Origin of the sequence: Clostridium ihumii AP5 (assembly GCF_000612845.1) — a bacterium.
Classification (GTDB): Bacteria; Bacillota; Clostridia; order Clostridiales; family Clostridiaceae; genus Clostridium_J; species Clostridium_J ihumii.
In genome coordinates this window covers 41,533-57,766 of sequence record NZ_CCAT010000007.1, presented here as the reverse complement: position 1 = coordinate 57,766, position 16,234 = coordinate 41,533, and the positions used below count along the sequence as shown (strand labels likewise).

The 16,234-nt window shown below is 27.8% G+C and carries 15 protein-coding genes; all 15 read left to right on the top strand.

Going from position 1 to position 16,234, the window contains the following annotated elements; all coding sequences use genetic code 11:
- The first annotated feature begins 64 nt into the window (after positions 1–64).
- The 15 genes from BN346_RS01605 (at position 65) to mgsA (ending at position 15,947) form a co-directional block, all read left to right on the top strand.
- The gene (locus BN346_RS01605; RefSeq protein WP_051539855.1) at positions 65–664 is read left to right on the top strand and encodes a C40 family peptidase; all 600 of its coding nucleotides are present in this window, start codon (positions 65–67) and stop codon (positions 662–664) included.
- Between the two features lie 115 nt (positions 665–779).
- Positions 780–1,535, top strand: a complete 756-nt coding sequence (locus tag BN346_RS01600) for an SPOR domain-containing protein (protein WP_034438641.1) — start codon at positions 780–782, stop codon at positions 1,533–1,535.
- Between the two features lie 435 nt (positions 1,536–1,970).
- A complete protein-coding gene (locus tag BN346_RS01595) occupies positions 1,971–2,231 on the top strand; it encodes a DUF4321 domain-containing protein (RefSeq protein ID WP_034438639.1) in 261 nt (86 codons plus the stop codon).
- A gap of 12 nt (positions 2,232–2,243) precedes the next feature.
- Positions 2,244–2,819 (top strand): Maf-like protein, encoded by a 576-nt coding sequence (locus tag BN346_RS01590; RefSeq protein WP_034438638.1) that lies wholly within the window; start codon positions 2,244–2,246, stop codon positions 2,817–2,819.
- A gap of 14 nt (positions 2,820–2,833) precedes the next feature.
- The gene (gene radC / locus BN346_RS01585; RefSeq protein WP_034438636.1) at positions 2,834–3,517 is read left to right on the top strand and encodes a RadC family protein; all 684 of its coding nucleotides are present in this window, start codon (positions 2,834–2,836) and stop codon (positions 3,515–3,517) included.
- A gap of 20 nt (positions 3,518–3,537) precedes the next feature.
- Entirely contained in the window at positions 3,538–4,548 is a 1,011-nt protein-coding gene (locus tag BN346_RS01580) for a rod shape-determining protein (RefSeq protein ID WP_034438634.1), read from the top strand.
- A 2-nt stretch (positions 4,549–4,550) separates the two neighbouring features.
- Complete coding sequence (gene mreC / locus BN346_RS01575) at positions 4,551–5,432, top strand: rod shape-determining protein MreC (RefSeq protein WP_051539853.1); 882 nt, start codon at positions 4,551–4,553, stop codon at positions 5,430–5,432.
- A 9-nt stretch (positions 5,433–5,441) separates the two neighbouring features.
- A complete protein-coding gene (gene mreD, locus BN346_RS01570) occupies positions 5,442–5,933 on the top strand; it encodes a rod shape-determining protein MreD (RefSeq protein ID WP_034438632.1) in 492 nt (163 codons plus the stop codon).
- 12 nt (positions 5,934–5,945) lie between these two features.
- Positions 5,946–8,915: a penicillin-binding transpeptidase domain-containing protein gene (locus BN346_RS01565; RefSeq protein ID WP_081770888.1), complete on the top strand. Its 2,970-nt coding sequence runs from the start codon at positions 5,946–5,948 to the stop codon at positions 8,913–8,915.
- Positions 8,916–9,138: 223 nt separating this feature from the next.
- Positions 9,139–12,084, top strand: coding sequence for a penicillin-binding transpeptidase domain-containing protein (locus BN346_RS01560; RefSeq protein ID WP_074432660.1), 2,946 nt, complete (start codon positions 9,139–9,141; stop codon positions 12,082–12,084).
- Between the two features lie 481 nt (positions 12,085–12,565).
- Positions 12,566–13,201 (top strand): septum site-determining protein MinC, encoded by a 636-nt coding sequence (gene minC, locus BN346_RS01555; protein WP_034438630.1) that lies wholly within the window; start codon positions 12,566–12,568, stop codon positions 13,199–13,201.
- 13 nt (positions 13,202–13,214) lie between these two features.
- On the top strand, positions 13,215–14,024 hold the full coding sequence (minD, locus tag BN346_RS01550; RefSeq protein WP_034438628.1) for a septum site-determining protein MinD: 810 nt from the start codon (positions 13,215–13,217) through the stop codon (positions 14,022–14,024).
- A 13-nt stretch (positions 14,025–14,037) separates the two neighbouring features.
- Positions 14,038–14,304 (top strand): cell division topological specificity factor MinE, encoded by a 267-nt coding sequence (gene minE / locus BN346_RS01545; RefSeq protein WP_034438626.1) that lies wholly within the window; start codon positions 14,038–14,040, stop codon positions 14,302–14,304.
- Positions 14,305–14,455: 151 nt separating this feature from the next.
- Positions 14,456–15,568: a rod shape-determining protein RodA gene (gene rodA, locus BN346_RS01540; RefSeq protein WP_034438624.1), complete on the top strand. Its 1,113-nt coding sequence runs from the start codon at positions 14,456–14,458 to the stop codon at positions 15,566–15,568.
- Between the two features lie 10 nt (positions 15,569–15,578).
- Positions 15,579–15,947 (top strand): methylglyoxal synthase, encoded by a 369-nt coding sequence (gene mgsA / locus BN346_RS01535; RefSeq protein ID WP_034438623.1) that lies wholly within the window; start codon positions 15,579–15,581, stop codon positions 15,945–15,947.
- The last annotated feature ends 287 nt before the right edge of the window (positions 15,948–16,234 follow it).

Sequence of the window (16,234 nt, the reverse complement as noted above, 5' to 3'; positions counted from 1 at the left end):
ATAAATTATAATGTTTTTAAATTAGAAATATAAAATGGTTTTATTTTATATTAGGAGGTAAAATATGAAGTTGAGGAAAAGTATGGAAAGATATTTAACGTCTTTATTTATGATACTTTTAATTATGACTGCATTTTTGAGTGAAAAAACTTATGCATACACATGGACAGATAGTAAAAAAGTTACAAATATAAAAACAATAACAATAACTACAGATAAAACAATAAAAGTTTTGGATAAATATACGAAGATAAATAATTATTCTAGGGGAATTTCTGAAGATGAAAATTCACAAAGTAATGAAGTTGTAAAAAATGCAATTTCAAAATTAGGATTACCGTATATGATAGGTGGGTGTGGACCTAATAGTTTTGATGATATAGGATTTGTTGTTAATGTTTATGATAAGTCAGGAATAAAAATAGAAAATACAATTAAAGCACAAATGGAAAATGGTATCACTGTCAAAAAAGAAGAAATAGAAGATGGCGATTTAGTTTTTTTTAGAGAAAAGAATGATAAAGCATCGCATGTTGGGATATATATAGGAGATAATAAATTTATTCATGCTGAAAAAGAAAGTGGAAGAATAGTAATAACTTCATTAGAAGATGTACACTATAAAAGAGCATATGTTGGAGCTAAAAGATTTTTAAATAAGTAGAGCAAAAGCAGAAATAAAGAAATACTTTATTTCTGCTTTTTTATTTAAAAATGTAATAATATAAAAAAAATAAAATATAAATTTAATAAACAAAATAAAAGAGGGGGGAGAAAAAATGAAGTACACAAGATATAATGTAAAACCTAAAAATAAGAAAAAATCCAAAATGGTTTATCTAATTGTAGTTATAATAATAGCTTTGTTGTTTACTTATTTAGTTATGAATAAATTTGACTTTAAAAAACTTCAAGTTAAAGATAATCAGAAAGTTAACATTGAAAGTGTAGAAAATCAAAAGGATGTTAAAAATAAAAAAGAAAATGTTGAGAAAAAAGAAGAGAGTAATGAAAAAGTAACACAAAGTGAAAAAAGTGAAATTGTTTTTATACCATGTGGAGTATTTAAAGTAAAGGAGAATGCAGATAAAGTAGTTAAAAATTTGCAGAGTATAGGCTGCCCATTTATTCTTAATGAGGGTGATATAACTAAGGTGTATTATGGTGTATCAAAAAATAATGAAGAGTATGAAAAGGAATCAAAAAAACTTTCAGATATGAAAATAGAACACAGTAAAAATACAAAAGAAATAAAATACAAAGATTTATCTATGGCGGAACTTGGCAAAATTATAGAAGCTGAAATAGAAATAATTAGTAATGTGAAAGCACCAAATATAAAATCAGTAAAAACAGGAGAATTAAAAAAGTGGGTAAGTCAATTGGAAAAAGTAGATGAAAAATCTCTATGCTATAATGAAGTAAAGAAGATAGAAGAGCATATAAATTCTTTGCCAGAAGAAGTATCTAAAAATGAAGGCGGAGAAATGAGCAAATTTATATATAATTTAATTAAGGATATAGAAAATAAATAGAACAATTTAAAATTAAGTAATAATTTCAATATTTTAAAATAAACTGAAAAACGATAAAATACTTTAATTGCTATAAAATAGTGATAAAATTATTTTATCGTTTTCAGTTTTTATTTTTAAAATTTATTGTACAGATTAATAAATGTATAAACTATAAAATATAAGATATTAGATTAGAATTCTATATAAGTAACTAAAATGAAGTATTAATTTATAATTTAAAATAAATTTATAAATTAATTTAAATTATAAAGAAAAAATTATATTTACAGGGTGAAAATCTATTTTAATACAATATAATAAATCAAGTTTTACAGGATTCAACTACATATTTCAAAAAGTACAAAAAAATTATAAATAACTGTTATATACTTGTTTATAATACTATTAAATGATAAACTATATAAGATAAAGTTATAAATGGGGGATTAAAACTTGAAAAGTTCAGATAAGAAGGCCAAAGATTATGTATTTGTTATACTATTGGCAGCTATTTCTGGAAGCTTTATTGGGGAGGTATTATGTAAAAGTGTAGGCTTTTTAGATTTTTTAGGAAAGTCGTATTTTATAGGACTTAAAGAACCTATAGTTTTGGACTTAAAAGTCATAAACATAGTTTTAGGACTAAACTTCAACTTAAATCTAATGTCTATAATATGCGTAATAATGGCAATAATATTATTTAGAAAGTATTAGGAGTGAGCTTGAATGGATTTAATATTAGCATCTTCATCACAAAGAAGACAAGAACTTTTAAAACTTATCACAGATGAGTTTGAAATTATAACTAGCGATTTTGATGAAAGTTCAATATCTTTCAATGGTAACTGTAATAGTTATGTAATTGATATATCTAAGGGAAAAGCAATGGATGTTTGTAATAAAATTTCTAAAGAAAGTATAATAATAGCAAGTGATACTATTGTGTATTTTAATGGTGAAATCTTATTAAAGCCTAAAGATGAAGAAGATGCATTTAATATGATAAAAAAATTGAGTGGAAAAGTTCATGAGGTTTATTCTGGAATAGTTGTTTTAAATTCTAAAACTAAAGAAATTAAAACTGATGCAGTTTGTACAAAAGTTAAATTTTCTAATTTAACAGATGTTGAAATACAAAAATATATAGATACAAAAGAACCAATGGATAAAGCAGGAGCTTATGGCATACAAGGTAAAGCAGCAATATTTGTAGAAGAAATTAAAGGTGATTACTATAGTGTTGTAGGATTGCCTTTAAATAGATTAAACATAGCTTTGAAGGAGATGGGGGTAAATCTTTAAAAGGGAGTGAGTTTTTGAACAACTTTAAAATTCAAGATTTACCTACAAATGAAAAACCAAGAGAAAAACTTTTAAGATATGGTGCTGAAAATTTATCTAACTCAGAACTACTAGCTCTAATACTTAGAACAGGTATTAAAGGTGAAGATGTATTAGCACTATCTAATAGAATACTTTCAATATGCAATGGCTTAAATGGAATCTTAGAAAAAGATGCTAAAGAGTTTTTGAAAATAAATGGCGTTGGTGAGGCAAAAGCAACTCAACTTATAGCTTTAGCTGAACTATCTAAAAGATTTAGAACTTTTAAGTCAGGAGAAGAACTTAAAATTATAAGTCCTAAAAATGTTGTAGAATATATGATGGAAGATATGAGATACTTAAAAAAGGAATATCTAAGACTTATAATGCTCAACACAAAAAATGTTGTTATATCTATTAAAAATATATCAATAGGAAGTTTGAATAGTTCAATTGTCCATCCTAGAGAAGTTTTTGTAGAAGCTATAAAAAATAGTAGTGCTTCTATAATAATTTGTCATAATCATCCGTCAGGAGATCCAACTCCTAGTAGAGAAGATATTAATATTACTAATAGACTCAAAGAGTGTAGTAAGATAATAGGGATTGAACTTTTAGATCATATTATTATAGGAAATGGTATTTATGTTAGCTTTAAAGAAAAAGCATTTTTATAGAAACGGAAGGAGAAAATATGATGAGATTTTTTGCAAAATCAAGAGATATGGGTATAGATTTGGGTACCGCAAACACATTAGTTTATGTAAAAGGAAAAGGAATAGTACTGAGAGAACCATCAGTAGTGGCTATAAATAAGAAAACTAACAAAGTATTAGCAGTAGGTGATGAAGCTAAACAAATGATAGGAAGAACACCAGGAAACATTGTAGCTATAAGACCAATGAGAGATGGAGTTATTGCTGATTTTGATGTTACTGAAAAAATGTTAAGAAGCTTTATTGAAAAAGCTGGTGCTAAAAATGGATTTAAAAGTCCTAGAATAGTAGTTTGCTTTCCATCAGGCGTAACAGAAGTTGAAAAAAGAGCTATAGAAGAAGCAACTAAAAGTGCAGGAGCAAGATTTGCATTTCTATTAGAAGAACCTATGGCTGCAGCAATTGGAGCAGGTCTTCCAGTAAATGAACCAACAGGTAGTATGGTTGTAGATATTGGAGGAGGAACAACAGAAGTTGCTATAATATCTTTAGGTGGTATAGTAACTAGCAAATCATTAAGAGTTGCTGGTGATGAATTAGATAAATCTATAATAGCTTACATAAAAAAACAATATAATTTAATGATAGGTGAGCGTACAGCAGAAGCTATAAAAATAGAATTAGGCTCAGCTTTCGACATAGGTGATGAAGAAAGAACTATGGAAATTAAGGGAAGAGATTTAATTTCTGGATTGCCAAAGGTTATAGAAATAAATGAAGGCGAAGTTAGAGAAGCTTTAAGTGAACCAGTAGCATCTATAATAGATTCAATAAAAACAACTCTTGAAAAAACACCACCAGAACTTGCAGCAGATATAATGGATAAAGGAATAATGCTAACAGGTGGGGGAGCATTATTAAAAGGACTTGATGCATTAATAAACCACGAAACTCATATGCCTGTGAATATAGCTGAGATACCACTTGATTGTGTAGCTATAGGAGCTGGTAAAGCCTTAGATAATTTAGATATAATGGATAAAAGAGGCTAAAAGTGAATAAATTCAAAAACAAACTGGCAGTAGTAGTAATAATACTGTCAGTATGCTTTTTATTTCTTATTGGATATACTGTTCAAAGAGAACATATGTCTTTCGTGGAAAATGGTGTTGGAGTGGCATTAAATAGTGTTGAAGGTGTTATTTATAATGTAGGAAATAAGATTAAAGATTCTTTTAGCTTTATATTTAATATAAAAGATATTAAAAAAGAAAATGATAAACTTAGAGAAGAAAGTGATAAAGCTAATAGACTTATAGCCCAAAATAAAATGCTAATAGATGAAAATGCAAGACTTAGAAAAGAGTTGAATTTTAAAAATACAAAATCTGAATATGAATATGTTGGTGCTGATATAGTAGGCATGAGTGGGCAAAATTTCTTAGATGGATTTAGATTAAACAGGGGAAGCAAGGATGGAATAGCAACAAAAATGGTTGTAGTTACATCAGCAGGACTTGTAGGTCAAGTTACATCAGTTGGAAGTAATTGGTGTATAGTTCAAACTTTATGTAATGAAAATATAGCAGTAGCAGGACATGTTTTATCTACCAAAGAAAGTGATGGAATAGTAAAAGGATATAAAAGTAGTGAAGACAAATTCTTAGCGGAAATAACAGGACTTTCTATTAACTCTAATATAAAAGAAGGGGATACTATTTTAACTTCTGGATTAGGTGGAGTATATCCAAAAGGAATAGAAATTGGAAAAGTTTTAGAGGTTAGGGAAGATAAAGCGGCTGTTATGAAAAGTGCTATCATAAAACCTAACATAGATTTTAATTCCTTAGAACAAGTGTTAATAGTTCTACCTAAAGAAAAAATAAATACACAAGAAAAAGTAGATACAAAAGATTCAACGGAAGTTAAATATTAGGTGAGTGATATGAAAAAAGTATTAACGTTAATAGGAATAACATTATTACTTACTATATTGGATAATTCTTTTGTTACATTTTTTGCAATAAAATCTGTTTATCCAAGTTTATTATTTATATTTGTGATATGTTATTCTATTATAAATGGTGAAGTAGAAGCTATTATGTTAGGTGTGTTTTCGGGGTTTCTTCAGGATATTTATTTTTTTCACGGTTTTGGAATAAACATGTTAGTAAATATGCTAGTATGTTATATTGCTGCAATAATAGGAAAAAGTATATTTAAGGAAAAATCATTTGTGCCAATAATAATGACATTACTACTTAGTTTATTTAAAGGAATTCTTATATTAGGAATTTTTTATTTATTAAAAATTAAAATGAATACTTATAATGTATTATTAGTGAGTATATATAATATGGTTTTATCAGCTATAGCATATAGATATGTTTACAAACTTTCAGAAACAAAATTTATGAAAAAAGAATGGAAATTTTAGGAAAGTGATATTATGATGAAAAACAAAAAGAAGGATAAAAAAGTTTCTAGATATACAGTATTTTTTATTGCTATGGCGGTGATATTTTCAGCTATAATGTTTAGACTTTTATACTTACAAATTGTAATGGCTGATGAATATAGAGAAGAAGCTAGCCAAAAGCATTATAAAAATGTCTCTAAAGTTGCACCAAGAGGAGATATTAAAGATAAAAATGGAGAAGTTTTAGCAACTAGTATTCAAAGTTATACTTTAATGTTTTCTGAAACAACGGAAAGTAAAGAAGAATTTGCAACTACAATGGAAAAAGTTTTTCAAAAGTTAGATCAAAATAAAGTTCCAATAGTAGATGAATTTCCTATATCGGTAAGTTTAAAAGAAAAAACTAATGATAAGGAATCTTATAATATAGCTTTTAAATTTAAAGCTACAAATGAAGAAAATAGAAGATGGATGGAACTTAGATTTAAAAAAGATAGAGGATTTGATGAAATAGTAAGAAAAACATTGTATAAAGATAAAAATGATGAAGAACTTACAGATTCTCAAAAAAAGGAAATAGATGATGCCATTTTAGCTATATCAGCTGAAGATGTATTAAATGAATTATTAAAGCAATATAAATTAGATGAGAAGGAATATGAAAAATATAATTTGATTGAAAAAAGAAGATTCCTTGTTGTTTTAGATTCAATGAAAATGCAAAGTTATTCTGGATATAAACCTGTAGAAATAGCTACTAATTTATCAAAGGATGTTGCTTTCATATTTGAACAATTGCAGCCAGATTTACCAGGTATAATAGTAGAAACTAAACCTATGAGATATTATCCAAATAAAGATTTGGGTTCTGCATTTTTAGGATATACATCTAAAATAGCATCATGGCAAAAAGATAAATATGAGGAAAAAGGTTATGATGTAAGTACTGATAGTATAGGTATTGCTGGAATAGAGTCTAGTTTTGAAAGTATATTAAAAGGTACTAAGGGACAAGAAAGTATAGAAGTAAATAAACAAGGAAGAAAAGTAAAAACACTTGGAGAAGTGGAAGCTTATCCAGGGAAAACTATACAACTTAATATAGATAAGAATATACAAGCTGTAGCAGAAAAGTCTTTGGATGACACTATGACTACATTAAGAGGCATGGGCCAGCATGGTAGTGGTGGAAATATAACTAACCCTAGAAATGCAACAAGAGGTGCAGCTGTAGTTATGGAAGCTAAGACAGGAAAGATTTTGGCATTGGCAAGTAGACCAGGATATGATCCAAACATATTTACTGTTCCAGGATTATTAACTGATGAATTATCTAATGAATACTTTAGTCCAAATTTAGAGAAAAAAGGAAGAGAGTATATTGAAAAATTTGGATTAGCAAATGTTAGTGGTGTTTTAACTGAACAAGAGGTTGGTACATTATCTTATAATGATAGAGTTAATACTCTTATGGATAGAATGTTTCCAAAAGATGATAATGGAAATAGAGAAGATAAATATGATATATTTCCAAAGCCATTTTATAATTATGCAACACTTACATTAACTCCTCCTGGATCAATTTTTAAACCGTTAGTTGCAATTGCTGGGTTAGAAGAAGGAGTAATTGATCCATATACTACAGTTTATGATAATGGCGAATATAATAAAAGATATGACACATATAATGGTGCATGTTGGATTTATAATGATAGTCATGGTAGTCATGGAGATGTAGATGTTAAAAAGGCATTGGAGGTTTCTTGTAACTATTTCTTCTATGATGTTGCAGATAGATTGTTTGCAAAAGGAAATGAAAGTTCAGAGGGACTTGATTATATAGCTAAATATGGATGGAAATTTGGATTAGGTGTGGAACCGGGTTCAGGTAAAGAAGCATCTACAGGAATAGAAATATCTGAAAACTTTGGTCAAGTTTATAACTATGAGTCAAGTAAAAATAAATTTGCTAATGAATATGTAAATTTATTAGCAGAATTCATGCAAGCTGGTAACAACTCTTTAAGTACTGGAAATTATAAAGGAATTGATATAACTAGAAAAAAAGAAAAAGGTACAGATAAAGAAAAAGCAGAAATTGCTAAGTTGAATGAAAAGAAGACAGCTTTAATAGATTACATAAAAGAAGAGATGAAAAAAGAAAAAAAATCTCCAGAAGAAGAAATTGCAAAGACTACTGAAGGTCTATTGAAAAATATTATAAATGCTTCATCAGAATTAAAACAAAAAGGTTATACTGAAAAAGATATAAATGGAATGACAGTAGCAATAAATTACTCTATTGCAGACTGTATATCAAATAGAAAATCTGCAGCAAACGCATATGATGCATCTATAGGTCAAGGTATGAATAACTTTACACCACTTCAATTAACTAATTATGTAGCAACTTTAGTTAATGGAGGAAATAGGCATGAAATGCAATTGGTAAATAAGATAATAGATCCAGTAACTGGAGAAGAAACTGTTATTGAACCAAAACTTTTAGAAAAAATTGAAATGAAAAAGGAAAATGTTGATGCAATAAAAGAAGGTATGTTCAGAGCTACAAGAGGTGAACAAGGAACAGGTGCTACTGCATTTGAAGGATTCCCTATAGATATTGCAGGTAAAACAGGTTCCTCTACATTTAACCAAGAAAAGCAAGATGCATTAGGAAGAACATCTTATGCAACTTATGTTGGATTTGCGCCATATGATGATCCGGAAATTGTGGTTACAGTAATAGTATTTGATGGAGGACATGGAGGAAGTGTTGCTCCAGTAGCAAGAGCTGTGTATGAACAATATTTTAGTGATGAGTTATTGAAAATAAATTCAAATTATCAATTTGCATATCCAGAACTAATAAAAAATGGAGAAAAAACTGATAATAAAGCGAATAATGGCACTAAAAATGAACAAAAGAACATAAGTGAAGATGGTGAAAATACAGAAAACAATTCTGAAGCAGATATTTTAAATGAAGAACAAAATTAAAAGAAATAGTACTATGATTTTCATAGTACTATTTTTATTTAGGTAAAAGATATATAGGAAAAATGTTTTAAGACATATTTATAATTATAAAAGCATTAAAAATAGCAATATTGAAGGAGTTGAGAAATATATGTTGAATTATATAAGGTGATATATTAAAAAAATATTATTATACTAATAAGTGTTTATGAGGATTTGAGAGAGTAAGTGGAGTGGGAGTGTTATGATTAAGAAAAAAAGAGATAAAAAGTTTTCAAGATATACAATATTTTTTATTGCTATGATAGCAATATTTTCAGCTATAGTAAGCAGATTGTTGTATTTACAAGTTGTAATGGCTGATGAGTATAGAGAAGAAGCTAGCCAAAAGCATTTTAAAAATGTAGCCAAAGTTGCACCAAGGGGAGATATTAAAGATAAAAATGGTGAAACTCTAGCTACAAGTATTCAATGTTATACTTTAATGTTTTCTGAAACAACAGAAAGCAAAGAAAAGTTTGAAAACACAATGAATAAAGTTTTTAAAAAGCTAGATGAAAATAAAGTTCCAATAGAAGATGAGTTTCCTATATCTGTGGATTTAAAAGAGAAAAATGGACATGAAGAAATATATAATATAAATTTTAAGTTTAAAGGTACAAATAAGGATAGGCTATGGATGGAACTTAGATTTAAAAAAGACAGAGGGTTTGATGAAATAGTAAGAAAAAAATTGTATAAAGATAAAAATGATGAAGAACTTAAAGATTCAGAGAAAAAAGAAATAGATGATGCTATTTTAAAAATATCAGCTGAAGATGTATTAAAGGAGCTATTAAAACAATATCAATTAGATAAGAAGGAATATGACAAATACAATTTAATTGAAAAGAGAAAGTTTCTTGTTGTTTTAGATGCTATGAAAATGCAAAGTTACTCTGGATATAAACCTGTAGAGATAGCCACAAATTTATCAAAAGAAGTTGCTTTTATATTTGAACAATTGCAACCAGATTTACCAGGAATAATAGTAGAAACTAAGCCAATGAGATATTACCCAAATAAAGAACTGGGCTCTGCGTTTTTAGGATATACATCTAAAATAGCGTCATGGCAAAAAGATAAATATGAAGAAAGGGGCTATGATGTAAGCACTGATATTATTGGTACTGCAGGTATTGAATCTAGCCTTGAAAGTGAATTAAAGGGCACTAAAGGACAAGAAAGTATAGAAGTAAATAAACAAGGAAGAAAAGTAAAAACACTTGGAGAAGTGGAAGCTTATCCAGGAAAAGATATATATCTTAATATAGATAACAAAGTGCAAGCAGTTACAGAAAAATCATTAGATGACACTATGGAAAAATTAAGATTATCTGGAGAACATGCAGGTGGTGGTGGTCTTACAAACCCTAGAAATGCAACAAGAGGTGCTGCAGTAGTTATGGAAGCTAAAACAGGAAAAATTTTAGCATTAGCAAGTAGACCAGGATATGATCCTAACATATTTGTTACGCCAGGTTTATTAACGGATGAATTATCAAGTGAATATTTCAATCCTAATTTAGAGAAAAAAGGAAGAGAATATATAGAAAAATTTGAATTAGCTAATGTTAGTGGTGTTTTAAGTGATGAAGAAGTTATAACTTTATCTTATGATGATAGAGTTAATATTCTTATGGAAAGAATATTTCCTAAAGATGATAATGGAAATAGGGAAGATAAATATGATATATTTCCAAAACCACTTTATAACTATGCAACACTCACATTAACTCCGCCAGGATCAATTTTTAAACCATTAGTTGCCGTTGCTGGATTAGAAGAAGGCGTAATTGACCCATACACTACAATTTATGATAATGGTGAATATAATAAAAGATATGACACATATAAAGGTTCTTGTTGGATTTATAAAGATAATCATGGAACTCATGGAGATGTAGATGTTAAAAAAGCACTTGAAGTTTCTTGCAACTACTTCTTTTATGACGTTGCAGATAGATTATTTGAAAGAGGTAATAAAGTTTCAGAAGGTCTTGATTATATAGCTAAATATGGATGGAAATTTGGATTGGGGGTAGAACCAGGTTCTGGCAAGGAAGCATCTACTGGAATAGAAATAGATGAACACTTTGGTCAAGTTTACAACTATGAATCAAGTAAAAATAAATTTGCAAATGAAAATATAGATAAATTGGCTACACTAATGAATAATGGTAATAATTCATTAGGTGATATGCAATATAAAGGAATTGATATAACTAGAAAAAAAGAAATAGGTATAGACAAAGAAAAAATTTCTATGTTAAATAAAAAGAAAACAGATTTAATAGATTACATAAAAGAAGAGATGAAAAAAGAAAAAAAATCACCAGAAGAAGAAATTGCTAAAACTACTGAAGGTTTATTAAAAAATATGATAAATGATTCAACAGAATTAAAACAAAAAGGTTATACTGAAAAAGATATAAACGGAATGACAGTGGCAATAAATTATTCCATTACCGATTGTATATCAAATAGAAAATCAGCAGCTAATGCATATGATGCATCCATAGGACAAGGTATGAATAACTTTACACCACTTCAATTAACTAATTATGTAGCAACTTTAGTTAATGGAGGGAATAGATATGAGATGCAGTTAGTGAACAAAATAGTAGATTCAGTTACAGGGGAAGAAACCGTTAGTAAGCCAAAGCTTTTAGAAAAAATTGAAATGAATGATGAAAATGTAGAGGCTATAAAAGAAGGTATGTTCAGAGCTACAAGAGGAGAACAAGGAACAGGTGCTACTGCATTTGAAGGTTTTCCAACAGAAATAGGAATTGCTGGTAAAACAGGTTCATCTACATTTAATCAAGAAAAGCAAGATGCATTAGGTAGAACGTCCTATGCAACTTATGTTGGATTTGCACCATATAATGACCCTGAAATTGTAGTTTCAGTAATAGTATTTGATGGTGGACATGGAGGAAATGTTGCAGAAGTAGCTAGAAATGTATATGAACAGTACTTTAGTAAAGAAATATTAAGAATAAATCCCAATTATCAGTTTAGATATCCAGAATTAATAAAAAGTGAAGGTAAAATAGATAAAAGTGAAACTGAAAAAAAGACTATAAATGAAAATGGTGAAAAAATAGAAAATAAAGCTGAAACAAATTTAATCGTTGAGGAAGAATAATAATAATAAATGACATTATAAAATTTACTTTATAATGTCATTTTTTATTATCAAGAAATCATTAATGAATTATGTTAAAGTTCATTTGTTTAAATATAATATGGAAATTAATTAGCAATATGTATTTGTAAAAAATAAAATGTGAAAACATGATTTTTATAGACCGATATAGTATATGTATGTATAAATAATTAAAGTAAAATTTCTTTTATAAAATGAATTTTGTTTTGAAAAATTATTATTTATTATATGATAAACTAAATCAAAGTTACATATATAGTAGAATTTATTAATTAAAATACTTCTACATAATGGATTTTAATTTGATTTTATGTTATATTTTTTTTAGTCAGATAAAATTTTATGAAATAATGAGAAAAATAAGCATATTTCCTGGGAAAAGTAAAAATTTTCTAGCAAAGAAGGATTTTTATTAAAACATGTTGAAATATATCAAGTAGTGTAGTGTTGGAGGATATGTATGCAAAAAGATAATATTATACTAAAGGGTAATAGAGAAGGATTAAACATAATTATAGATTTTCAAAAATTTAGGGGCTTTGAAGAAATGATAAATGCTCTTATAGAAAAGCTCTCAAAAGGAAAAAACTTTTATAAAGGTTGTATTGTTAGAATGACTATGCAATTGAAAGAGTTTACTAATAGAGAATTGAACACTATAAAAGATATATTATTTCAAGAGTTTCAAATTAAGGATTGTATATTTATAGATTCAGAAGAAAAAAGTACTAGTAAAATTTTTAATGGAATAAATGAAGGTAGGACTAAGTATTTAAGAAAAACTATTAGAAGTGGACAAACTTATGAGTATTCAGGAAATCTAGTTGTAATAGGAGATGTAAATAATGGTGCTGAAGTTTCAGCAGCAGGAAATATTATAGTTTTAGGAAGTGTAAGAGGATGTGTTCATGCAGGATCGACAGGAAATGATAAGGCAATAATTGCAGCATTTTACTTAGAACCACAGATTATGAAAATAGCCAATCTTATGACAATATCACCAGATGATGATATAAAACCGAGTTACCCAGAGGTTGCAAGAATAAGAAATGGAAATATAGTTATAGAACCATATTTAGTCAATAAATATATTTAATGGAGGTAAATAGATGGGAGAATCAATAGTTATAACATCAGGAAAAGGCGGTGTTGGTAAAACAACAGCCACAGCCAATATAGGAACAGCATTAGCTGCAATGGATAAAAAAGTAGTAGTGATAGATGGAGACACTGGATTAAGAAATTTAGATGTGCTTATGGGTCTTGAAAATAGAGTTGTATTTACACTTATAGATGTAATAGAAGATAGATGCAGATTAAAACAAGCTTTAATCAAAGATAAAAGATTTAATAAATTATGTTTGCTTCCAACAGCACAAACAAGAGATAAGAATGATGTAGATATAGAATCTATGCTTAAAGTTGTAAATGAGTTAAAAGAAAGCTTTGATTATGTAATAATTGATTGTCCGGCAGGGATAGAGCAAGGGTTTGAAAATGCCATAGTTGGAGCGGATAGAGCTATAGTAGTAGTCAATCCAGAAATAACATCAGTTAGAGATGCTGATAGAGTTATAGGTAAATTATGTGCTAAAGGATTAGAAGATGTTCAACTTATAGTTAATAGAATTAATTTTCAGATGACTAAAAATGGTGAAATGTTAGATGTTGAGGATATAAAAGAGAATTTGGCAATAAAACTTATAGGTGTTGTTCCAGATGATAGAAAAGTTACTGTTTCTACTAATAAGGGAGAACCTATAGTTTTAGATACTGAAGCTTATGCAGGTCAAGCTTTTAAGAATATTGCGAAAAGAATAATTGGTGAAGAAGTTGAATTTTTAGATTTAAATTCAACTATAAGCAAAGGCGGATTTTTAGCAGCTATAAAAAAAATGTTCAGTGGTAATAAAAAATAGGAGGTGAATTTAGATGGATTTGTTTAAATTATTTTCAAATAAGGCATCTTCTAAGAGTATAGCAACAGATAGGTTGAAACTTATATTAATTCATGATAGAGCAAATTTTTCTCCAGATTTGCTAGAACTTATAAAAGGTGATTTATTAAAAGTAATATCAAATTATGTTGAGATAGATGATACTGAGGTAGATGTTAAAATTACAAGTACAGAACAAATAGAAGGAACATCACCTGCGTTAATAGCAAGTATACCTATAAAAAAAATAAAAAATAGATAATTTTATTGCTATAGATATTAATTTTAATAATATCTGTGGCTTTATTTTTTATAAAAAAACCTAAAAAATGATAAAAATTTTATAGCCCTATAAAATCTTTTGTTATAATATTAAATATGTTATAATCATATTTATGTTGGAGGTATAAATAATGCTTAGTAAATTAAAATTAAATAATAAATTAGGTAAGAGACTAGATTATAGCATAATTATAACAGTGATTTTAATAGTAGCTTTTTCTATAATTAATATATATAGTGCGACGCATACCACCGGTGGCATATATTATGCAAAACTTCAATTTATGTGGTTAGGTGTAGGGCTTGTAGCTATGTACTGCATATTACTAATAGATTATAATTTGATTTTAAATTATGCATCTGTTATTTATTGGGGTGGAGTAATACTCTTAGTTTTAAATAACTATGTATTAGGAAGTAATATAAATGGTGCTACAGGATGGATCAGTATAGGTAGTAGAGCAATACAACCATCAGAATTTGCAAAAATAGGTATGATAATTATGCTTGCTAAAGTTATTCAAGATATGGATGGAAATGTGAATAATTTAAAAAGCATACTTACAATAGGCATTTATGCAGCTATACCAATGGTTTTAATAGTTACACAACCAGATATGGGAATGACTATGGTATCATTTTTTATTGTACTTGCAATAGTTATAGTTGCTAATATAGATTGGAAAATAATAGGCGGAGGACTTGCGTTTTTAACTACAGCAATTGTGTTGGTATGGAATACAAATATAATAAAAACATATCAAAAAGCTAGATTTTTGGCATTTTTAAATCCAGAGAAATATGAACTTAATGAAGGTCTACAACTTATACAATCTAAACTTGCAATAGGTTCAGGTGGAATTTTTGGATTAGGATTATTTAATGGAAAACAATATAAATTTGTTCCAGAAAATCATACAGATTTTATTTTTGCAGTTATTGGAGAAGAATGGGGGTTAATGGGAGGAATACTTCTGTTAACACTTTATGGAATACTTCTTTATAAACTTATAAAAATTGCTAGGACATCTAAAGATATGGCTGGAAGTATTTTGTGTATAGGAATAATAGGAGGAATGATTTTTTCTATAATTCAAAACATAGGAATGACTATAGGAATAATGCCTATTACTGGAATCACACTTCCATTTGTAAGTTATGGAGGTAGTTCTATGCTTACAAACTTTATTTCTTTAGGACTTATATTAAATGTTGGTATGAGGAGAAAGAAAATAAACTTTTAGGAGGTACTTTATGAAGATTGCGTTTATAGCTCATGATAAGAAAAAAGATGATATGATTGAATTTGTTAGAAGGTATAGAGAGATATTAAAAAAACATGAATTATATGCTACTGGAAATACAGGAACATTTATAAGTAAACTTGCAAATTTAGAGGTACATAAATATTTGTCAGGACCAATGGGTGGTGGTCAGCAAATAGGAGCAAAGCTTGCAGAAGGAGAAATAGATTTAGTATTTTTCTTTAGAGATCCATTGACTGCTCAACCACATGAGCCAGATGTAAATGCACTTATAAGATTATGTGATGTTCATTGTATTCCATTAGCTACTAATATAGGAACAGCAGAATCTATGATGACATCATTGAAAAATAGATAATTATCAAATTAAAGCACTTTAGAATAAAAAATATTCTAAAGTGCTTCTTTTTATTTAAAATTAAAATTCTTATAAGAAAATTATAGTACATTCCTAATACTATATATGGAAGCAGTTTACAATTAAAAATTTAAAGTTATTCCTATTTGTATATTTGAAGCTAAGTTAATAAGTAAGAGTGAAAAGTGAATAGTTATGGTGAATATTACTCATTTCATTCCTAATATTTAAAATAGAAATACATAAAAACTACGTTTTATATTGTTTTCAACTAATTTGCTTTGCAA

Bases quoted from the DNA above. Each gene is read 5' to 3' on its own strand.
- mgsA (WP_034438623.1), top strand. From the start codon at position 15,579: ATGAAGATTGCGTTTATAGCTCATGATAAGAAAAAAGATGATATGATT.
- BN346_RS01560 (WP_074432660.1), top strand. From the start codon at position 9,139: ATGATTAAGAAAAAAAGAGATAAAAAGTTTTCAAGATATACAATATTT.
- BN346_RS01590 (WP_034438638.1), top strand. From the start codon at position 2,244: ATGGATTTAATATTAGCATCTTCATCACAAAGAAGACAAGAACTTTTA.
- minD (WP_034438628.1), top strand. From the start codon at position 13,215: ATGGGAGAATCAATAGTTATAACATCAGGAAAAGGCGGTGTTGGTAAA.
- minC (WP_034438630.1), top strand. From the start codon at position 12,566: ATGCAAAAAGATAATATTATACTAAAGGGTAATAGAGAAGGATTAAAC.
- BN346_RS01605 (WP_051539855.1), top strand. From the start codon at position 65: ATGAAGTTGAGGAAAAGTATGGAAAGATATTTAACGTCTTTATTTATG.
- mreD (WP_034438632.1), top strand. From the start codon at position 5,442: ATGAAAAAAGTATTAACGTTAATAGGAATAACATTATTACTTACTATA.
- BN346_RS01580 (WP_034438634.1), top strand. From the start codon at position 3,538: ATGAGATTTTTTGCAAAATCAAGAGATATGGGTATAGATTTGGGTACC.
- rodA (WP_034438624.1), top strand. From the start codon at position 14,456: ATGCTTAGTAAATTAAAATTAAATAATAAATTAGGTAAGAGACTAGAT.
- BN346_RS01565 (WP_081770888.1), top strand. From the start codon at position 5,946: ATGATGAAAAACAAAAAGAAGGATAAAAAAGTTTCTAGATATACAGTA.
- minE (WP_034438626.1), top strand. From the start codon at position 14,038: ATGGATTTGTTTAAATTATTTTCAAATAAGGCATCTTCTAAGAGTATA.
- BN346_RS01600 (WP_034438641.1), top strand. From the start codon at position 780: ATGAAGTACACAAGATATAATGTAAAACCTAAAAATAAGAAAAAATCC.